At 69.0% G+C, this 19,679-nt stretch carries 17 protein-coding genes and 1 pseudogene; 9 read left to right on the top strand and 9 right to left on the bottom strand.

Features of this window, described 5'->3' with window-relative positions; all coding sequences use genetic code 11:
* Positions 1–4: 4 nt before the first annotated feature.
* Positions 5–946 (bottom strand): class I SAM-dependent methyltransferase, encoded by a 942-nt coding sequence (locus tag A5712_RS11870; RefSeq protein ID WP_068104736.1) that lies wholly within the window; start codon positions 944–946, stop codon positions 5–7.
* 2 nt (positions 947–948) lie between these two features.
* Positions 949–1,899, bottom strand: a complete 951-nt coding sequence (locus tag A5712_RS11875; protein ID WP_068104689.1) for a class I SAM-dependent methyltransferase — start codon at positions 1,897–1,899, stop codon at positions 949–951.
* Positions 1,900–2,029: 130 nt separating this feature from the next.
* Between A5712_RS11875 and A5712_RS11880 the strand changes: the two genes are divergently transcribed.
* Complete coding sequence (locus A5712_RS11880) at positions 2,030–4,417, top strand: lysylphosphatidylglycerol synthase transmembrane domain-containing protein (protein WP_068104691.1); 2,388 nt, start codon at positions 2,030–2,032, stop codon at positions 4,415–4,417.
* 5 nt (positions 4,418–4,422) lie between these two features.
* Here A5712_RS11880 and A5712_RS11885 read toward each other — a convergent pair whose 3' ends face one another.
* On the bottom strand, positions 4,423–7,053 hold the full coding sequence (locus A5712_RS11885) for a GH92 family glycosyl hydrolase (protein ID WP_068104693.1): 2,631 nt from the start codon (positions 7,051–7,053) through the stop codon (positions 4,423–4,425).
* 155 nt (positions 7,054–7,208) lie between these two features.
* On the opposite strand from A5712_RS11885, the gene A5712_RS11890 reads away from it, so the two are divergent.
* Entirely contained in the window at positions 7,209–7,883 is a 675-nt protein-coding gene (locus A5712_RS11890; protein ID WP_068104695.1) for an LpqN/LpqT family lipoprotein, read from the top strand.
* Positions 7,884–7,960: 77 nt separating this feature from the next.
* Positions 7,961–8,446, top strand: coding sequence for a hypothetical protein (locus tag A5712_RS11895; protein WP_068104697.1), 486 nt, complete (start codon positions 7,961–7,963; stop codon positions 8,444–8,446).
* On the opposite strand, the gene A5712_RS11900 is transcribed toward A5712_RS11895, so the two are convergent.
* The 4 genes from A5712_RS11900 to galT form a co-directional block, all read right to left on the bottom strand.
* Entirely contained in the window at positions 8,430–9,110 is a 681-nt protein-coding gene (locus tag A5712_RS11900; RefSeq protein WP_068104699.1) for a PAS and ANTAR domain-containing protein, read from the bottom strand. The genes A5712_RS11895 and A5712_RS11900 overlap by 17 nt on opposite strands.
* Positions 9,111–9,461: 351 nt before the next feature.
* Complete coding sequence (locus tag A5712_RS11905; protein ID WP_068104701.1) at positions 9,462–10,223, bottom strand: enoyl-CoA hydratase; 762 nt, start codon at positions 10,221–10,223, stop codon at positions 9,462–9,464.
* Entirely contained in the window at positions 10,220–11,317 is a 1,098-nt protein-coding gene (locus A5712_RS11910; protein ID WP_068104704.1) for a galactokinase, read from the bottom strand. Before A5712_RS11910 ends, A5712_RS11905 begins: the two co-directional genes overlap by 4 nt.
* Positions 11,314–12,396 (bottom strand): galactose-1-phosphate uridylyltransferase, encoded by a 1,083-nt coding sequence (gene galT, locus A5712_RS11915; protein ID WP_369830387.1) that lies wholly within the window; start codon positions 12,394–12,396, stop codon positions 11,314–11,316. The genes A5712_RS11910 and galT overlap by 4 nt, the downstream gene beginning before the upstream one ends.
* A gap of 145 nt (positions 12,397–12,541) precedes the next feature.
* On the opposite strand from galT, the gene A5712_RS11920 reads away from it, so the two are divergent.
* Positions 12,542–14,662 carry an FUSC family protein gene (locus A5712_RS11920; protein WP_068104708.1) on the top strand — a complete coding sequence of 707 codons (2,121 nt, stop codon included), beginning with the start codon at positions 12,542–12,544 and terminating at the stop codon, positions 14,660–14,662.
* A 3-nt stretch (positions 14,663–14,665) separates the two neighbouring features.
* On the opposite strand, the gene A5712_RS11925 is transcribed toward A5712_RS11920, so the two are convergent.
* Entirely contained in the window at positions 14,666–15,019 is a 354-nt protein-coding gene (locus A5712_RS11925) for a hypothetical protein (protein ID WP_156766524.1), read from the bottom strand.
* A 45-nt stretch (positions 15,020–15,064) separates the two neighbouring features.
* Positions 15,065–15,445, bottom strand: a complete 381-nt coding sequence (locus A5712_RS11930; RefSeq protein WP_068104712.1) for a hypothetical protein — start codon at positions 15,443–15,445, stop codon at positions 15,065–15,067.
* Positions 15,446–15,529: 84 nt separating this feature from the next.
* On the opposite strand from A5712_RS11930, the gene A5712_RS11935 reads away from it, so the two are divergent.
* The 5 genes and pseudogenes from A5712_RS11935 to A5712_RS30785 form a co-directional block, all read left to right on the top strand.
* Positions 15,530–16,780: a cytochrome P450 gene (locus A5712_RS11935; protein WP_068104714.1), complete on the top strand. Its 1,251-nt coding sequence runs from the start codon at positions 15,530–15,532 to the stop codon at positions 16,778–16,780.
* A complete protein-coding gene (locus A5712_RS11940; RefSeq protein WP_068104716.1) occupies positions 16,777–17,673 on the top strand; it encodes an NYN domain-containing protein in 897 nt (298 codons plus the stop codon). The genes A5712_RS11935 and A5712_RS11940 overlap by 4 nt, the downstream gene beginning before the upstream one ends.
* Positions 17,674–17,696: 23 nt before the next feature.
* The gene (locus A5712_RS11945) at positions 17,697–18,899 is read left to right on the top strand and encodes an MFS transporter (RefSeq protein WP_231982109.1); all 1,203 of its coding nucleotides are present in this window, start codon (positions 17,697–17,699) and stop codon (positions 18,897–18,899) included.
* 45 nt (positions 18,900–18,944) lie between these two features.
* The gene (locus A5712_RS11950; RefSeq protein ID WP_068104718.1) at positions 18,945–19,379 is read left to right on the top strand and encodes a nuclear transport factor 2 family protein; all 435 of its coding nucleotides are present in this window, start codon (positions 18,945–18,947) and stop codon (positions 19,377–19,379) included.
* A 147-nt stretch (positions 19,380–19,526) separates the two neighbouring features.
* A pseudogene (locus tag A5712_RS30785) lies at positions 19,527–19,679 on the top strand (cytochrome P450); the annotation flags it as partial.

Consider the following 19,679-nt stretch of genomic DNA (forward strand, 5'->3'; position numbering starts at 1 on the left):
GCCGCTACGCGCGTTGCGCGGACACGAACAAGTTCCCGGGCACCTGGTCGGCGACCTCGGCGGGGGCCTTGCGGCCGTAGGACGCCATCAGCTCGTCGGCCGGCCTCACCGTCACGGCCCAGCCGTGGCGGGCGAACCAGTCGCCGACCTCTTCGCGCTCCTCGAAGTAGAACAGTTCCTCGTTGTTGGGGATCTGGCGCTGCGGGTCCAGCTTGGTGACCAGTGCGCGGATGCGCTCCATCCGCGCGCGACGGTTCGCGCGGAACTCGGGGTCGAGGAACTTCGGCCCCAGCGCTTCCACGGCGACCCGGCTGCCGTCGGCGGCGAGCGCGTCGACGCGTTCGAAGAGGAGGTCCTGGGCCGCGGCGGGCAGATACGGCATCAGGCCCTCGGCCGACCAGGCGCTGGGCGCCGAGGCGTCAAAACCGGCCTGCCGCAAGGCCGTCGGCCAGTCCTGACGCAGATCCACCGGGACGGCGACGCGGTGGCAGGCGGGCTGCGCCCCGTGCTCGTCCAACGTCGACGACTTGAATTCCAGCACCCGCGGCTGGTCGAGCTCGTACACCGTGACGCCGTCCGGCCAGGGCAGCCGCCACGCCCGCGAGTCCAAACCCGCCGCCAGGATAACCGCCTGGCGGATGCCCGCCTCGCTCGCGTCGACGAAGAACCGGTCGAAAAACGCCGTGCGGCAAGCCATGTAGCCGACCATCGCCTTCATCTGCAACTGCAGACTCGGTTCGGCCGCAAGGACCTCGGCGGGCAGCTGGGACGCGGAATACCAGTTCCACAGGCCGTCGCCGGCGGCGTCGAGGAAAACCCGCGCGAACGGATCGCTGATCAACGGGTTCTCGCTCTCGGTTTCCATCGCGCGCGCCGACGCCACGCCCAACGCCGTCGCCCCCACGCTTTCGGTGATCTCCCAGCTGTCGTTGTCGGTCCTTGCCACGCTCACTTCCTCTCGCTGCGCTCGGCGGCCACGAAAAGCGTCTTCGGGGCGGCGTCTTCGACGTCCTGCGGGGGCCGGCGGTCGTAGCGGGCCATCAGCTCCTCAGCGGGCGTGACCGTGACGTCCCAGCCATGCCGGCGCAGCCAGTCCCCCACGTCCTCGCGCTCCTCGAAGTACCACAGGTCCTGGACGTCGGGGATTTCGCGGTCAGGCTCCAGCTTGGCCATCAGGTCGCGGATCCGCTGCATCGTCTCGCGTTGCTTCGCGTGCGCGGCCTCGTCGAGGAAGTCCGGACCATGCGCCTCCACAGCGATCCGGCTACCGGCGGCGCCCAGCGCGTGGACGCGCTCGAAGAGCAGCTCCTCGGCGGCCGCCGGCAAGAACGGCAGCAGCCCCTCGGCCGACCATGCGCTCGGCACCGACGAGTCAAACCCCGCCTGCCGCAACGCGGCCGGCCAGTCGTGGCGCAGGTCGATCGGGACGTGCACCAGGCTGCACGTGGGCTCGGCGCCGCGCTCCCGCAGCGTCGAGGACTTGAACTCCAGCACCCCGGGCTGATCGAGCTCGTACACCGTGACGCCGTCGGGCCAGGGCAGCCGCCACGCCCGCGAGTCCAGCCCGGCGGCGAGGATCACCACCTGCGACACACCCGCGCGGGTCGCGTCGAGGAAGAACTGATCGAAAAACGCCGTCCGGGCGGCCATGTAGTCGACCATTCGCTTCATCTGGGGCACCAGGTCCGGTTCGGCCTCGGCGATCTCGGCGGGCAGGTCGGGCGCCGCGAACCAGTTCCACATGCCGTCGCCGACGGCGTCCAGGAAGACCCGCGCGAACGGGTCGCTGATCAGCGGATTTTCGCTCTCGGTTTCCGCCGCGCGGGCCGCCGCGACGCCCAGCGCCGTGGCGCCGACGCTCTCGGTGATCTCCCAGGTGTCGTTGTCGGTTCTGGTCACCCTCGTGTCCCCCAATTCGACTAGCTCAACTACCTATATACCTTCGCCGACCCTACGCGCGTCTCATGTGAACAAGCTGTCCGCGAGGTTCATCCACGCTGTCGCCCAGGTATCCGGTTAAGGTCTCGACATGCGGGTTGACGGGCGCGAAATCAGCGTTTCGGGCAACCTGCTGCAACCGATCACCCGGCGAACCAACGACATCCTTCGGCTCGCCGCGACCGTGGTGTTCTTCGCGATCGTGATCGCCGGCTCGCTGATCACCCGGCCGCAATGGGTGGCGCTGGAGAAGTCCATCTCGGAGATCGTCGGGGTGCTGACGCCAACCCAATCCGATCTCGTGTACCTGGTATACGGCATCGCGATCCTGGCTCTGCCGTTCGCGATCATGATTGGTTTGATCGCCGCGCGGCAATGGAAAATGCTCGGCGCCTACGCGGCCGCGGCTCTGCTTGCGGTACTCCCGCTCTCGATAAGCGGCACCGGGATCTCCGCGCCGCGTTGGCATTTCGACCTCACGGACCGGCCCCAAACCGCGCTGGCCCAGATCCTCGATGACCCGCGGTGGATCGCGATGCTCGCGGCCGTCCTGACCGTCTCGGGTCCCTGGCTGCCCGCGCGCTGGCGGCACTGGTGGTGGACGCTGCTGCTGGCCTTCGTGCCGATCCACCTGTTCATCAGCGCCATCGTCCCGGCGCGCTCGTTGCTCGGGCTGGCGGTCGGGTGGTTCGTCGGCGCGCTGGTGGTGCTGGTCGTCGGCACCCCCGCCCTCGAGGTGCCCCTGGAGGCCACGGTGCGCGCGCTGGCCAAACGCGGATGCGTCGTCTCCGAGCTTCGGGTGGTCCGGCCCGCCGGGCCGGGGCCGCTCGTGTTGTCGGCGGTCTGCATGGATTCCGATTCGGCCCGCGACGAGGCGTTGATCGAGTTGTACGGCCCGCACCAGCGCAGCGGCGGCGCGTTGGTTCAGCTGTGGCGCAAGCTGCGGCTGCGGGCCCGGGAGACCGCGCCGCTGGTGGCGTCGATGCGCCGCGCCGTCGAGCATCGCGCGCTGATGGCCATCGCCGTCGGGGACCTGGGCCTGGCGAACACGTCGACAATCGCCGTGGCCCCCCTCGATCGGGGCTGGATGTTGTACTCCCACAAGCCCATCCGGGGGACGATGCTCGACCACTGCGCCATGACGACCCCGGTCGAGCGCTCGTGGAAATCGCTGCGCACCCTCAACGACCACCAGATCTCCCATGGCGACCTGCGGGCGACCACGATCACCGTCGACGACGGCACGGTGCTCTTCGGCGGCTTCGGCAACGCCGAGTACGGGGCCACCGAGACCCAGCTCCAGTCCGACATCGCACAACTGTTGGTGACGACGTCGGCGCTGTACGACGCGGAGTCCGCGGTGGGCGCGGCGATCGACGCGTTCGGCAAGGACACCGTGCTCGCCGCTTCGCGCCGGCTCACCAAAACGGCTATGCCCAAACAGATCCGGCGATCGATCGTCGATGCCGGCGCCGTCATCTCCGGTGCCCGCGCCGAGGTGAAGCGTCAAACCGGCGCGGACCAGATCAAGACCGAAACGATCACCCGGTTCACCCGCAGGCAGGTCATTCAGCTGGTGTTGCTGGTCGCGCTGGTCTACGTCGCGTACCCGTTCATCAGTACCGTGCCGACGTTCATTTCCCAGGTGAGTAAGGCGAACTGGTGGTGGGCTCTGCTGGGCCTGGTGATATCGGCGCTGACATACGTGGGCGCGGCCGCCGCCTTGTGGGCGAGCGCCGACGAATCGGTGGTCTTCTGGAAGCTGTCGGTAGCCCAGGTGGCCAACACTTTTGCCGCGACCACTACACCGGCCGGCGTCGGCGGCCTCGCCCTCAGCACGCGGTATTTACAGAAGGGCGGCGGGCTGTCCGCGGTGCGGGCCACCACCGCGGTGGCGATGCAGCAAGCGGTGCAGGTGATCATGCACCTGGTGCTGTTGATCTTGTTCAGCACCGTCGCGGGCGCGTCGATGGACCTTGGGCACTACGTCCCGAGCGCCACGGTGCTGTACCTGATCGCGGGTGTGGCGCTGGGCATCGTCGGCACCTTTCTGTTAGTGCCGAGGCTGCGGCGGTGGCTGGCGACCGACTTGCGTCCGAGGGTGAAGGAGGTGGCCGGCGACCTCGCCGAGGTTGCCCGGGAGCCGAAGCGCCTAGGTTTGATCGTGCTCGGGTGCGCCGGTACGACTCTCGGTGCGGCGCTGGCGCTTTGGACCAGCGTCCAAGCATTCGGCGGCGGCGCCTCGTTCGTCACCTGCACGGTGGTGACGATGGTCGGCGGAACGCTCGCCTCGGCCGCCCCGACACCCGGCGGCGTCGGCGCCGTCGAGGCCGCCCTGATCGGTGGCCTGGCCGCGTTCGGCATCCCCGCCGCCGTCGGCGTGCCGTCGGTACTGCTCTATCGGGTGTTGACCTGCTGGCTGCCCGTATTCGCCGGGTGGCCGGTGATGCGGTGGCTGACCGAGAACGAAATGATCTGACTAGGTCAGGGCTCGTCAGGACTGCTCCGAACGAGCACGGAAACGACTGACCCCCTGACGGTTTCGCCGGCCGCGGTGCTGAGGAACACCGCGTAGTACTGGTCGGGCACCGACTGCGCCACCGCGATCTGAACATCCGCGGTGGCCGACCCGTCGGCGCCGAATTGACCGGACGAGGGCGCCACCGTGACCCCCGCGTCGGAGGACGTGCCGGTGATGCGGTAGCGGTCGGCGCCGTCGACCATCCGTTGCAGGTCGACCTTGACGTTGCCGGTATGCCCGGGCGCGATCGCGACGACGGGTCGCGAGACGTTGACGGTCACCGCCGAGCTTCCCGCACCGAACGACGGCGGTGCGGAGGACTCGGCGGTGCCCCACGACTTGTTCGGGTAGGCGGCCAACGAAAACTTCAGCTCTCCCCCGTCGCGGGCGACGCGTTCCGGGATCCACGTGCGATCGGTGGCCTCCCCGTCGACGGACAGGCCGCCGATGTATTTCAGGCGGTGCGGTCCGGATGCGCCCGGGGCGGAGATCCGGATGAAACCGCCTTGCGGAAGGGCGATTACGGCGCGGTCGAACAGCGGTGTGGCAACGGTGAGGATCGGCGTCCCCGGGGTGCTCGGGTACAGGCCGAGCGCGGCCCAGACGTACCAGCTGGACAGCGCGCCGAGGTCGTCGTTGCCGGGTGCGCCGTCGGGCGTCGGGCCGAACAATCCGCGGACCCGGTCGACCGTGAGCTGAGTCTTCCAGGGCTGGCCGACGTAGTTGTACAGCCAGGGCACCCCGAAGCCCGGTTCGTTGCCGGCCCACAGATACGGCTCCTTGGGGCCCACGTTCAGCTCTTCGGTGAGCCGGTCGAGCCGGCCGGCGACGGTGCTTCGGCCGCCGAGAGCGGTCACCAGGCCGGCGACGTTGTGCGGCACCCACCAGACGTACTGCTCGGCGTTGCCCTCGTCGAACCCCTCCTGGCCGAAACCCGAACCGGACTCTACGAATCCCGGGCCGGGGGGGAAGAATCCCATCGCGTTGCGGGGCGAGATGTACCGGGTGCTGGGGTTGAACAGGTTCTGCCAGTACTGCGCCCGGTACTGAAATTCGGTGGCTGTCGCCGCGTCGCCGAGCGATTCGGCGAAGCGGGAAATGGCGAAGTCGTCGACGGACCATTCGAGCGTGATCGAAGCGCCCGCGCCGAACCCCGCCGTGTCCGGTAGGTAACCCAACCGCAGATAGGTGGCGATGCCCGGTCGCTCCACGTAGCCGTCCAACCCGATGCCGCCCTCGGTCGCCGCGCGCACCATGTAGCGCAATGCCGTACGGGCGTCAAAATCCTTGGCGCCGAAGGCGTATAGGTTCGCGATGAGCGGTACCACGCTGTCCCCGGTCATCTCGCCGGTTGCCGAATTCGCCAGCGCCCAACGGGGAAACGAACCGCTCTGCTCGGCGTCGTTGACCAGCGACTGGGCCATGTCACTGGCCTGCTTCGGGAAGAGCAGCCCCTGCAGGGCGGCCAGGCCCCGGTAGGTGTCCCAGTCGGAGAAGTTGGCGTACTGGGTGCGCCCCTTTTCCACGGTGTGGATGAGGTCGTCGAAGCCGATGTAACGCCCGTCGGCGTCGTTGAAGGTGTTGGGGTGCAGCAGCGAGTGGTACAGGGCGGTGTAGAAGGTGTCCAGATTGCCAATGTTGCGCCCGGCCACCGCGATACACGACAGCGTGGCATTCCATTCGGACGCCGCGGCCGCGCGCACCTGGTCGAAGCCGGCCCCGCCCTCGGCCGCGAGGTTCGCGCGCGCGCCGTCGATGCCGACGTAGGAGATCGCGGTCCGCACCTCGATCGCCGAGCCGGGCGGGAACTCCACGTAGCCCCCGCTGTAGGGCGACGCCGCGGTGCGGGCGCCGGCGACCACCGAATAGCCGTCCCAGGCGCCGTAGGAGATGAACGGCCGGCTGAACTTCATCGCGAAGTACACCGTGTAGGTGTTCCTCTTGCCGCAGAACCCGCCGCTGGTCGCCCATCCGGTGATCGTGGTGTTGTCCTCGCCGATCTCGATGGTGGCGCGCGAGTTGCCCGCCAGCGACGCGCCGGAACGCACGTGGAACAAGGCGGGCCGGCCGTTGCGCGGGTAGCGGAAGCGGCCGACGCCGGTGCGGGTGGTGGCGGTGAGTTCCGCGGTCACGCCGGTGCCGGGGAACCGAACCGTGTAATACCCGGGTTGCCCCTGCTCGGTGTCGTCATGGGCGATGCGTTCCCAGGCGTTCCACGGCTGCGCGCCGATCGGCGTGGTGGTCGGCAGCATCGAGATGTCGCCGAACGCGGCGCAACCCACCGAAGCGTGCGTCATGCTGAACCCGGAGGAGCGCGAGTTGTCGTAGTTGTAGCCGGCGTAGTTGCCGACGGTGTCCGGCGAATACTGCACCATTCCGAACGGCGCGGAGGCGCCGGGAAAGTTGTTGATCTCCCCCACGGTCTCGCCGCCCGTCCCGGTGCCGATCAGGGTGTCGACGTGGTCGACGGGATCGGTCACGAGCGGCGGTTCGCCGTCGTAGGCGATCGGCGGGGCCGCCGCGACGAACGTCAGGAACACGGCGCCCGCCGCGACCAACGCGATGAGGGCCCGATAGCGGGCGCGTGACCGCATAGCTGTTCTCTTACTGCATGACCGGCGCTTCGCGGGTTATTTCGGCGATGCCGGGAGTCCGGAGAATTTCACTAGCAACGATTGCCACCTTCGTCGGCTAGTCTCATTCCGCGTGGCTGGCGCTGGTACCGGCCCCATCTTCGGGAGGTTTGCTTATGAAACACTTGACCGCAGCAACCATTACCGTGGCGCTGAGTCTGGCGCTCGTGGCGTGCGGCTCTAGCAACAAGTCAGCGCCGTCGACGTCGACATCCACTTCGACGTCGACGTCGACTTCAACGACCACCACGAAAACCTCGGCGACGCCGAGCGCGCAGGGCGGCCCGACGATCGCCGACTACATTCGCGACGCCCACATCACCGAGACCCCGGTGCACCACGGGGATCCCGGGCCCAACGTCGACCTGCCGGTGCCCGCGGGCTGGCAGATCAACCAGAACGCCGGCACGTCGTACGGCGGCATTGTTTTGGCGCAGCCGTCCAATCCGTCCGATCCGCCCACCATCTCGGCGCTCTACTCGAAACTGACCGGTGACGTCGACACGGCGAAGATCATCCAGTACGCCCCCAACGAGCTACTCGGGCTTCCCGGCTATCAGGGCACCGGCAACGGCGTGGCATCCACGCTCGGGGGTTTTCAGGCCTGGCAGCTCAAGGGCTCCTACCAGAGGGACGGCAAGACGCGGGCCGTCGCACAGAAGACGGTGGTCATCCCCAGCCAGGGCGCGGTTTACGTGCTGCAGCTCAACGCCGACGCGCTGCAGGCCGACGAGGCGCCGTTGATGGACGCCGCCAACATCATCGACGACCAGACGACCATCACCCCCTGATCGTCGGCCGCCTTTCGGGGCGCCGCGGCGGTGAAACTTCCTACGCCGCGGCGCCCGATCGGCCTTACGGTGTTGGCATGCCAGAACAGTCGCACGCGATAGACGCCGGGCACCCCCCGTCGGCGCTACTGCGTCTCGTCAACCCCGTACTCGGCTTCCTGCTCCGCACCCCGCTTGCCGGACCGGCACGCAAGCAGCTGATGGTGTTGAGCTTCACGGGGCGAAAGACGGGGCGGGAGTTCACAATTCCGGTGAGCGCCCACGTAATCGACCATGAGCTGTATGCGCTGACCGGCGCCGCGTGGAAGCAGAACTTCCGCGGCGGCGCGACCGCCGACGTCGTCTACGACGGCAAGACGACGGCCATGCGCGGCGAGCTCATCCGCGACCGCACCATCGTCTCGGACCTTTTCCACCGCTGCGCCGAGTCCTACGGCGTGCAGCGCGCGCAGCGAATGATCGGGCTGAAATTCCGCGATGAGCGCATCCCGACCCGCGAAGAGTTCGCCGAAGCCGTCGACCGGATGCACCTGGGGGCGGTCCGCTTCACTCCGGCCGGCTAGTCGCGCGCAGGTGGGCGGTGAGCAGCTGCTGATCGAATCGCGAGCGCGAGCTGATGGCCTCCCTGCCCAGCGCGGCGAAGTCCTCGGCGATCTGCCGCGCCAGCGGCCATAGCTTCATATTGCGCGCCTGGGAAAGCGATTTGAGCAGATTGAAAGCCGCGTCCTCGTCGACGCCGTAGACCAACATCAGCATGCCCTTGGCCTGGTCGATCACGCCGCGACGCTCGGCGATCGCGGCGACTTTCGCCGTGATGGCGTCCTCGGATTTTCTGGTGCGCGCCGGCGTGACGTCGATGTAGAAGCCGTGGGTGCCGATCACCTCGCCGGCGTCGTCGCAGAATTGATCGCCCACCACGACCACATGGTGCACCGCGCCGCGGGTGTCGACGATGCGGTGCCGCGCGCTGAACGGCTGACGGTTCTTGACCATGTCGTCGATGGTCGCGGCCACGTGGCGACGATCCTCGGGGTGCTTGTGCGACAACACCAAGTCGGTGGTCGGAGTCACCGTTCCCGGTTCATAGCCGTGCATGCGCTGCACCTGTTCGGACCATTCCCAGCGTCGGTCCTCGAAATAGAAGCGGAACCAGCCGGCGCACTGCGGTGTACCGCCCGCCAGCGCCTGTTCGACGGCCGCCGCTTGGCCGTCTAATTCCCAGGCCATGACATCCGCTTCCGCAAGAGGGCGTCACTTTCCCGCAGACGACGCTCCGACGTGCGACACAGTTCGCGGGATCGATCGACCTGATCCCGCGCGCGCTGCAAGGACGTGGCGACGGAAAGCCGCAGCGACCTGCTCTCCTCCGCGTCGGCCCGGGTCGGCGCGAAGCTTCGCCGGAGCCTTTCGCGCAGCACGGCGGTGCGCTGGGCCGTTCGCGCCCGGTGAGCCTTCTGCCGGCACGCCGACGAACAGTAGATCGCGTCCGAGCGGCCGGAGAAACCGGCGCCGCACATCGAGCACGCACCCCTGGTCATAGCCGTTACGTTACAGCTATCGCTGTCCTAACGGCTAGATTCACCGCTGTCGGCGGTTGCGCTCGGCCACCATGCGGTAGGCCTGGTCGAGATCTGCCGCGGGGGCCTGCGAGCCGGCGATGCTCTGTTCGGCGGCGAGTGCGGGTTCGACGACCGCCGCCGATCCCCGCCGATAGATCTCCTTGAGCCCCCGCATGGTGATCGTCGGCACGGCCGCAATCTGGGCGGCCAGCTCGAGCGCGCGGGGCAACAGCTCGGCGTGGGCGACGACCTCGGTGACCAACCCGATTTGTTCGGCCCGCCGGGCGTCGACGATTTCCCCCGTCATCGACATGCGCCGCGCCATCGCCGCGCCGACGAGTTGCGGCAGCCGAGCGGTCATGCCCCCGCCGGGCAGGATGCCGACGTGCACGTGGGTGTCGCCGAAGATGGCGCGCTCGGAGGCGATCAGAAAGTCGCAGCCGAGCGCGATTTCGAGGCCGCCGGTAAACGCCGGGCCGTTGATGGCGCCGATGACGGGCGTGCGCATCTCGCCGACGCGGGTGACGCAGTTGTGTGATTCGTACACCGCGAAGTAGTCCCCGCCCCTGGCCGCCGCCTCCTTCAGATCGACTCCCGCGCAGAAGGCGGGGTCGGCACCCGTCAGCACGACGACGGCCACACCCTCGTCGTCGTCGGCGGCGCACAGCGCGTCGAACAGCGCCTCGACGAGGTTGCAGCTCAACGCGTTACGCGCGTCGGGCCGGTTGAGGGTCAGCACTCGGATGCCGCCGTGGTCGGCCGATGCCAGCGGCTGCGTCACGACTCCCCCTCGAGCCCCGCGCCCGCGCCCGCGCGGGTCCGGGTGATGATCGGCCGTGGGTGACCCGCGGCGAGCGCCGTCCGTCGCACCGAATCGGCGACCGCGTCCGCGCGGCGCTCCGGCACCAGCGCGATCACGCAGCCGCCGAATCCGCCGCCGGTCATCCGGGCACCGAGCGCGCCGGCGCCCACCGCGGTGTCGGCGATCAGATCGATGTGTTCGGTGGTGATCTGGAAGTCGTCGCGCATGGAGACGTGCGACGAGCTCAAGATGTGGCCGGCTTCGACGTAATCCGATTCACCCAATGCCGCAACGAAATCCAACACCCTGCCGTTCTCGGTGAGGACGTGGCGCGCGCGGCGGGCATCGATCGGGTTGCCGACGGCGCTCAACTCCGCGCGCCCGCGATCCCAGACTTCGCGCAACGACGACGCCCGCAAGTCGGCGGCCGCGCGCTCGCAGGACTTGCGGCGGGCGGCGTATTCGCCGCCGGCGTGGCTGTGCCGGGCCCTGGAGTCGATCAGCAGCAGCGCGACCCCGGACGCTTCGGGGTCGAACGCCACCGGCGTGAGGCTGAGGTCGTGAAAGTCGATCAGCAGCGCCGTCGACGGCTGCCCGAACAGCGAGGCCAGCTGGTCGAGCAAACCGGTTGGGGCGCCGACGTAGTCGTTCTCCGCGCGCTGGGCCAGCCGCGCCTGCTCCTTTTCGTCGATGCGCATGCCGGCGGCCGCCGCGATGGCGCCCAGGACCGCGCATTCCAGCGCCGCCGAGGAGGACAGGCCCGAACCCATCTCCACGTCGCTGGTGATCCACATCGTGCCGCCGGGTATCGGCTGGCCGGTCTGACGCAGGGCCCACACCACCCCGGCGACGTAGGCGGCCCAGTCGGTCACCTGGCCGGGAAAGGTGTCGAGCGGAAATCGCACCGCGCCCTGCGCGCGCTGGCTGTGCACGGTGATTCCATCGGTGCGGTCGGGCGTGAAGGTCACCACGGTGCGCTGCGGCAGCGCGATCGGCAGCGCGAAGCCGAGGTTGTAGTCGGTGTGCTCGCCGATCAGGTTGACCCGCCCGGGGGCGGCGTAGCGGACCGTCATCCGAGCTCCCGCAGCCGCGCGGCGACGGCCTCGGGCGTGACGTCGCTGATGAACGCGTCCATCGCCGATTCGGAGGCCGCCAGGTACTTCAGCTTGGTCGCGCTGCGCCGGATCGACATCAGCTCGACGTGGAAGTAGCCGTCGTCCTGGGCGTCGGTGGCGGCGAACTGGTGCAGGGCCGAGATGTAGGGCAGCGGGGTCGTATACATCCGGTCGAACCGCCCGAGCACGTCGAGGTAGATGTGCGCGAACGCATCGAGTTCGTCCTCGCGGAGCTCGAGAAGGTTGTGCACGAACCTGTTCGGGTACAGGTGCACCTCGACCGGCCAGCGCGCCGCGAACGGCACGAACGCCGTGAACAGCTCGGTGCGCGCGACGATGCGAGAGCCATCGGCCACCTCGCGCGCCAGCAGGTCGGCAAAGAGGTTGGAGCCGTGGCGCATTCGATGCTCGCGCGCCTGGGCCAGCATGGCGGCGGTTCGCGGCGTCGGGAAGGGGTAGCCGTAGATCTGGCCGTGCGGGTGGCTCAGCGTCACCCCGATTTCTTCGCCGCGGTTTTCGAAACAGAACACCTGCTCGATGCCCGGTGTGGCCATCAGGTCCGCGGTGCGGTGCCGCCACGCCTCGATCACCAGCCGGGCGTGCGCCGGTTCCAACTGGGCGAACGACCCGGCGTGGTCGCTGGAAAAGCAGATCACCTCGCAGCGGCCGTGGCCCGGGGCGCAGACGAAGCCGTCACCCGCGGGCACACCGACGGGCTGCCCGCCGCCGGACAGGCTCGGGAACCGGTTTTCGAAAACCACGACGTCGTAGTCGGGGGCGGGCACCTCGCTGGTCAGGCCGCTCGGTCCCGGGCACAGCGGGCACTGGTCGGCGGGCGGCTTGTAGGTGCGGTCCTGGCGCAGCGCGGCGACGATCACCCACTGCCCGGTCGAGCGGTCGAACCGCAGCTGCGAGGAGTCCGGGGCCCGCGGTGGCAACGGCCTGCGGTCTTCGACCGGCGCCGGGCGGTGCCCGGGCAGCGCGAAGAACAGGAGGTCCCGGCCGTCGGCCAGCGTTGCCCGCGTAGGCGCCGTCACGACGTCGAACACTAGCCTGGGCCGCCCGGCGCGGTTCGGGTAACCATGGGGTGTCCGGTCGACGAGGGGGTATCGCATCACTGTTCTCTACCAACGGGCCCGAGACTGGTGGATCGGCTCGGATCCCGGCCTGCTGCGGCTCCGGATGGCGACGCGGACCACCGCCGCCCTCGGTTGTTCGCTGCTGATCATGTACCTGGTGACCAAGGCGGCGGGCCAGCCGTTGACGGTCGCCCTGCTCGGTGTCGTCATCACCATGGTCGCGGCGCGATCGGTCAACGAGCCCGACCCCGGTCGGCAGCGGGTCACCATGGCGCTGCTGCCGCTGCCCGCCGCGGCGTCCATCACCGCCGCCGCGGCGCTCGCGCCGCACCCGGTCGCCAGCGACGCCGCGTTCGTGGCCGTGGTGTTCGCCGCCGTGTACGTCCGCCGATTCGGGCCTCGCGGCAGGGCGTTGGGCATGGTCGCGTTCATGTCCTATTTCTTCACTCTGTATCTGCGGGCCCGCATTTCGGAGTTGCCCTGGTTGATCGGCGCTGTGCTGGTCGGGACGCTGTGCACGTACGTCATGAGCGCGTACGTCCTGCCCGACCGCCCCGAACGCGTGCTGAGTGCCACCGTTCGGGCGTTGCGGGCGCGGATGGCGATCGTCGTCGACACCACCGCCGACGCGGTGCGCACCGGCCGGTTCGACGAACGCCGCCGCCGCCGCATGCGTGCCCGCACCATCCGGCTCAACGAGACGGCGCTGATGGTGCAGGGCCAGATCGAGGACAAGGCAGATCCCGCCGTGCTCTGGCCCGGGGTCACCAGCGAACAATTGGCCCCGTGGCTGTTCGACGCCGAGCTGGCCATCGAATGGGTCGCCACGGCGGGTCGACGGGCGGCCGCGCTCTCCGCCGACATCCCCATCAGCACCCGCGTCGAGCTGGTCGGGGCGCTAACGCAGCTGGCGCGGGCGATCCGCACGCCGCAGGCCGACGGCCTGCACCGGGCCGCGAGCCAGGCGCAGCGGATCCTCGACGAGTACGCCGACGCGGCCGAGGTACGCCGGCTGGCGCTGGCGATCATCAACGCGGCCAGGGCGACGGCCGAGGTCCGGGCCGTCGTCGAAGGCGCCGCCGTCGCGAGGGCGGATGCGCTGCAGCGCGCCGAGGACGTGCCGCCCCCGGCGCCGGGGGGCGCCGACCTGGGCGGCGCCGCCGAGCGGGGCCTGCGCCCGACCACCCGGCAAGCGATCCAGGTGTCGGTCGCCGCGTCGCTGGCCATCGTCACCGGGGAGCTGGTGTCACCCGCACGCTGGTACTGGGCGGTGATCGCGGCGTTCGTGATCTTCGCCGGCACGAACTCCTGGGGCGAAACCCTGACCAAGGGTTGGCAGCGACTGCTCGGCACCCTGCTGGGCGTGCCCTGCGGCGTGCTGGTGGCCACGCTGTTCACCGGGAACACCACCGCCTCGCTGGTCGCAATCTTCGTCTGCCTGTTCTGCGCCTTCTATTTCATGACCGTCACGTACAGCCTGATGACCTTCTGGATCACCACGACGCTGGCACTGCTGTATGGCCTGCTGGGCCAATTCTCCTTCGGCGTGCTGATGCTGCGGATCGAAGAGACCGCGATCGGGGCCGTCATCGGCGTGGCGGTCGCCATCCTGGTGCTGCCCACCCACACCCGGACGACGATCCGCACGGACAGCCGCGCGTTCTTGACGGCCTTGTCCGCGCTGATCGAGATTTCCACGGCGACGATGTTCGGCGGCGACGAGACGGTGAGCCCGACCGAGCAGGCGCGCCAACTCGACCGGGCGCTGCAGCAATTCCGGGTCAGCGCCAAGCCGCTGCTGGCCGGGGTGGCCGGGCTGGCCGGCCGGCGAAGCATCCGGCGGGCCTTGCGGATATTCGCCGCGTGCGATCGGCACGGGCGCAGCCTGGCGCGCAGCGCCGAGCAGTACCAGGATCCGATCGGATCAGAAAGCCTGGCAACGGATTTCATGGCGGCGGCGACGCAAACCCGAAGCAATATCGATGCACTGTGCGCCGTGATCGACGGCGCCGAGGGCGTCACCGTCAACTCCGCGACCGACGATCTGGACGCCGCCGAAACCGCGGCCCGGCATCAGGACGGCGACGGCGAGCTCGGCACCGATGCCCGGCGGTTTCTCACCGCCGTGCACGCGCTTCGCCAAATCGATCGGGCGATCATCACGGGGGCCACCAACCTCGGCGCGCGCGAGGGTTACCAGGTTCCGAGCCCCGCGGCGGGCTGAAGCTCACGACGCCGCGCGCATCTTCCCCATGATGTCGGCCAGCCTGAGCACTGCGAGGCCCAGCATTCCTTCCACCTCCGGCTGCTGATCGGGAGGCAGATTCCGCGTTTCCCGGTCGACGGTGGTGGCCTGCTGCTGCAACGCCGCGAGCCGCTGATTTCGCTGCGCCGGGGGCAGACTGTTCCATTGGTCGTCCAGCTCGGAGACCTGGCGCAGCAACTCCTGCACCTCCCCCTTGGGGTCGGGCGGGGGTGGCTGCAACGGGTGAGAGCGGCTGAGCGCGGGTGGTGCCGTCACGTCGGCCCGGGCCGGGCCGCTCGCCGCCAGCGTCCCGGCCACCGCGCTCGCGACAAACATTGCGGTCAATTTCTTTGAGTCGAAACGCATTTGGGGCCCTTCCAGCTACGGCGCGAACGCGCAGATCAATCCGAGCACCCGCTCGCACTCCTCGCGGGTCCGGAAGACGGGAGGGGGCGGCGGCGGCGGAGGTCCCTCGACGATGTTGTCGGGGCAGCCGCCGTAGTACCCGGGCGGGCACTGCTCGTGATAGACGTGACAGACGTTCAGGTCCCACCCGGTGGCCCGCAAACCGGGCCACACGTAGTCGCCCGGACACCAGCGCATCCCCGGCCCGTGGTAGCACCCCGTCCTCGACGAGCAGTGGTCGTCGTCGGCGCGGGCGGTGCCCGCGGGCGCCCCCGCTGCGGCCACCGCCACCACGCCCGAGATCAGGACGCCAAGGACTTTCTGGAAGACCCACTTCCAACCGTGGGTGGTGTACATGCACCGAGGTTGCGGCACATCGCTTGCCGAATTTTCGCCGATTTCTTGCGAAATTCTTGCGTTTGAGGCGACTACCATCGCCCCATGGCCACACCGAGCCTCCCGCCGGGGTTCGACTTCACCGATCCCGACATCTACGCCCACCGGCTGCCGGTGCGGGAGTTGGCCGAGCTGCGCGCGACGGCACCGGTCTGGTGGAACGAACAGCCGCCCGGCCACGGCGGGTTCGGCGATGGCGGCTACTGGGTGGTGACCAAGCACCGCGACGTCCGCGAGGTCTCGCTGCGCAGCGACGTCTTCTCTTCGGCCAATAAGTCGATCGTGCCGCGGTACCGGGAAGACTTGGCGCAGGGCCAGATTGAGGCCGGGCGGACGTCGATGATCATGATGGACGACCCGGAACACAGCCGGCTCCGCAAGATCGTCTCACGCGCCTTCACCCCGCGCGCGGTCGAGCGGCTGCGCGCCGACCTCGCCGAGCGGGCGCGGCGCATCGTCACCGAGGCCGCCGCGGCGGGGTCGGGCGACTTCGTCCTGCAGGTGGCGTGCGAGTTGCCGCTGCAGGCCATCGCCGCCCTGCTCGGGGTGCCGCCAGAAGACCGTGGCAAGTTGTTCGACTGGTCGAACAAGATGATCGGAAGCGACGACCCCGAGTTCGCCGAGCATGACGCGCTGGCCTCGGCGGGCGAATTAATGTGGTACGCAATGCAATTGGCCGCGCGCAAAGCCGAGGAACCAGGTGACGACATCGTCACGACGCTGGTCCGGGCCGACGCGGACGGCGAGCGCCTATCGGACGCCGAGTTCGGCATGTTCGTCGTCACGCTGGGCATTGCGGGCAACGAGACGACCCGGAATTCGATCACGCAGGGGATGATGGCGTTCACGGACTACCCGGATCAGTGGGAGCTCTTCAAGGCGCAGCGCCCGAAGACCGCGGCCGACGAGATCATCCGGTGGGCGACGCCGATCACGGCGTTTCAGCGCACCGCCATGGAAGACACCGAGCTCGGCGGTGTGCGGATCAAGAAGGGCCAGCGGGTGGTCCTGTTCTACCGCTCGGCCAACTTCGACGAAGAGGTCTTTGACGACCCGTATGCCTTCGACATCTTGCGCAGCCCCAACCCGCACGTCGGATTCGGCGGCACCGGCGCGCATTACTGCATCGGCGCCAACCTGGCGCGCACGACCATCGACGTGATGTTCAACGCGATCGCCGACCACCTGCCCGACCTGACCCCGGTCGGTGAGCCCGAGCGGCTGCGGTCGTCGTTCATCAACGGCATCAAGCACTGGCAGGTCGACTACCGGCATCGGGCAAGATTGCGGGCATGACCGAACCGGCGATGGCCCGCGTGGCGGTCTACCTCGACTTCGACAACATCGTGATCTCGCGCTACGACCAGGTGAACGGACGCAACTCGTTCCAGCGCGACAAGGCCGGCGGGCTCGAGCAGCATGCCGATCGGCTGGCCCGGGCCACCGTCGACGTCGGCGCGATCATCGACTTCTCGTCGTCGTTCGGGACGCTGGTGCTCACCCGCGCGTACGCGGACTGGTCGGCCGACGTCAACGCCGGATACCGCGGACAGCTGGTAGCCCGCGCGGTCGATCTGGTCCAACTGTTCCCGGCGGCGGCCTACGGCAAGAACGGCGCCGACATCCGGCTGGCCGTCGACGCGGTCGAGGACATGTTCCGGCTGCCCGACCTGACCCACGTGGTGATCGTGGCCGGCGACTCCGACTACATCCCACTGGCGCAGCGCTGCAAGCGGCTCGGGCGGTACGTGGTCGGCATCGGGGTGGCCGGCGCGTCGAGCCGGGCGCTGGCGGCCGCCTGCGACGAATTCGTCATCTACGATGCGCTGCCCGGGGTTCCGGTGTTCGAGCCCGAGCCGGCCGGCGCCGGCACCCAGGCCGCCAAACCGAAGAAGGCAAGCGGCCGCGGCAAGGCGGACAAGCGCGAGGAACCCGAGGAGCCACCCGACCCACAGGCCGCCGCCACCGCGCTGCTGACGCGCGCGCTGCAAATCGGGCTGGAAAAAGACGACGCCGACTGGCTGCACAACTCGGCCGTCAAAGCGCAAATGAAACGGATGGACCCGTCGTTCAGCGAGAAGTCTTTGGGATTCCGGTCATTCAGTGATTTCCTGCGTTCGCGGTCCGACGTCGTCGAGTTGGACGAGAGCTCGACGACCCGGATGGTGCGGTTGCGCGGTAAGGACTGAGCGCCTCCCCTACGCTGACGACCGTGACACGGGAAGCGATCCGACCGCGACGCTCATGGCCCGCCTGGCTCACCCGCAACGTCCGGGTGCTCTCCGGGGTGTCGTTCCTGCAGGACGCCGCCAGCGAACTGCTGTATCCGCTGCTGCCGATCTACCTCACGGCCGTGCTCGGTGCGCCGCCGTCGGTGGTGGGAGCCGTCGAAGGCGTCGCCGAGGGCGCGTCGTCGCTCACGAAGCTGGCGGCGGGCCCGCTGGGCGACCGGTTTGCGCGGCGCCCGCTGATCGCCACCGGCTACGGGATGGCGGCGCTGGGCAAGATCATCATCGCGGTGGCCGGGGCGTGGCCGGGCGTGCTGGCGGGTCGCGTCGTCGACCGGCTCGGCAAGGGCATTCGCGGCGCGCCGCGGGATGCGCTGCTGGTCGACGGCGTGGACGAGGCGCAGCGCGGCCGAGTTTTCGGCTTCCACCGCGCGATGGACACCTTGGGCGCCGTCGTCGGTCCGCTGCTCGGGTTGGTGGGCTACGAGCTGCTCGACCACCGGATTCCGCCGTTGCTGTATGTCGCCATCGTGCCCGCCGTCCTCAGCGTGGCACTCGTCTTCCTCGCCCGAGAGCGCAGCCGTCCCGCCCCGCGACCGCAGCGGAAGTCCATGTGGGCCGGCGTGCGCACGTTGCCGCGGCCCTACTGGCGGGTCACGGCACTGCTCATCGGCTTCAGCTTGGTGAATTTCCCCGACGCCCTGTTGTTGTTGCGGCTCAACGAGATTGGTTTCTCGGTGATCGAGGTGATCCTCGCCTACGTCGGATACAACGCGGTGTACGCACTGGCCAGCTACCCGGCCGGGTCGCTCGCCGACCGCATCGGCAAGCCGGCGTTGTTCGGGATCGGTCTGGCGTTCTTCGCGATCGGCTATACCGGGCTGGGGCTGACCACCGACCTGGTGACGGCATGGCTGCTGATCGGCGCCTACGGCGTGTTCACCGGGTGCACCGATGGCGTTGGGAAGGCCTGGATTTCGGGCCTCGCCGGCAAGGAGCATCAGGCGAGCGCCCAGGGCGTGTTCCAGGGCGCCACCGGTCTGGCCGTGCTCGTGGCCGGGTTGTGGGCGGGCTTTTTGTGGGGTTCGAACGGGCAACTGCCGTTGCTCATTTCGGGAGTCGCGGGCGGTGTGTTCGCGGTCGTGCTGCTGGGCGGCCAGCTGGCCCGCGCAACGAAACAGGGGTAGGAGCCGGTGGCCAACTTGCGGCGTCCGGTTGCGGACAGCGTAGAGGTGAGAGCGCCCGGCCTGGCCGCGCTCGCCGTGATGGCCGTGTCCCGGCTTCCCGTCCCGCTCCGCCGGCGCGTGCTCCGGGGCACGTTCGAGCGCGCCCGCGACGCAGTCAATCGCGGTGACCTGGAGGCCGTATTCGGCCTATTCGCCAAAGACGTCGAGTATGGTCCGCCGCCCCCTCTGTGTTCCGAGGGCCTGCTGCATGGCCGCGCGGCCGTACTCGACTTCTGGCGTGCGGTCTTCGATCGCTACGACGAGAACACCATCGAGAACCTGTCCTTGGACGAGGCGGCGCCGGGGTCGTTCGTGCGCCGGGCGCGATTGCACCACCGCGAAAACGCGACCGGTGCATCGCTGGACTACGTGGTCATACAGACCACCTACCTCAAGCGCGGTCGGGTGGTGCGGCAAGTCAACGTCCTGGAAGAGCGCTAGGCAGCCCACGCGGCAATACACAAACCGCGTCCGTGTATGGCGGGCGACCTGCGGCCGCAGCACAAAGTTCATGCCGGGCAACCGATATCGTTGACAGCCGCGCGGCGTGGCCATACATTCTGAGAAACTCGTCGCGAGGAGGCCGTCATGACCGTCGGTGCCGCTGCCCCAAGCGTTTTCGATGCCGGCCTGCCGACGCTGGAATACGACGCCGAGGAATCTCCCGCCGACGTCTATCCCCGCCTGCAGGCCGCGCAGTGGCAGGCGCCGGTCGCGCTGGGGCCGCACGGGCCCGAGGTG

This window comes from Mycobacterium sp. E2327 (assembly GCF_001672675.1).
Classification (GTDB): domain Bacteria; phylum Actinomycetota; class Actinomycetes; order Mycobacteriales; family Mycobacteriaceae; genus Mycobacterium.

What these genes read in the sequence shown, in the direction of transcription:
- A5712_RS11925 (WP_156766524.1), bottom strand. Translation starts at nt 15,019, where the DNA reads ATGTTTGTCGCGAGCGCGGTGGCCGGGACGCTGGCGGCGAGCGGCCCG.
- A5712_RS11900 (WP_068104699.1), bottom strand. Translation starts at nt 9,110, where the DNA reads ATGGCCTGGGAATTAGACGGCCAAGCGGCGGCCGTCGAACAGGCGCTG.
- A5712_RS11920 (WP_068104708.1), top strand. Translation starts at nt 12,542, where the DNA reads ATGGCGACGCGGACCACCGCCGCCCTCGGTTGTTCGCTGCTGATCATG.
- A5712_RS11940 (WP_068104716.1), top strand. Translation starts at nt 16,777, where the DNA reads ATGACCGAACCGGCGATGGCCCGCGTGGCGGTCTACCTCGACTTCGAC.
- A5712_RS11890 (WP_068104695.1), top strand. Translation starts at nt 7,209, where the DNA reads ATGAAACACTTGACCGCAGCAACCATTACCGTGGCGCTGAGTCTGGCG.
- A5712_RS11885 (WP_068104693.1), bottom strand. Translation starts at nt 7,053, where the DNA reads ATGCGGTCACGCGCCCGCTATCGGGCCCTCATCGCGTTGGTCGCGGCG.
- A5712_RS11930 (WP_068104712.1), bottom strand. Translation starts at nt 15,445, where the DNA reads ATGTACACCACCCACGGTTGGAAGTGGGTCTTCCAGAAAGTCCTTGGC.
- A5712_RS11910 (WP_068104704.1), bottom strand. Translation starts at nt 11,317, where the DNA reads ATGACGGTCCGCTACGCCGCCCCCGGGCGGGTCAACCTGATCGGCGAG.
- A5712_RS11895 (WP_068104697.1), top strand. Translation starts at nt 7,961, where the DNA reads ATGCCAGAACAGTCGCACGCGATAGACGCCGGGCACCCCCCGTCGGCG.
- A5712_RS11935 (WP_068104714.1), top strand. Translation starts at nt 15,530, where the DNA reads ATGGCCACACCGAGCCTCCCGCCGGGGTTCGACTTCACCGATCCCGAC.
- A5712_RS11880 (WP_068104691.1), top strand. Translation starts at nt 2,030, where the DNA reads ATGCGGGTTGACGGGCGCGAAATCAGCGTTTCGGGCAACCTGCTGCAA.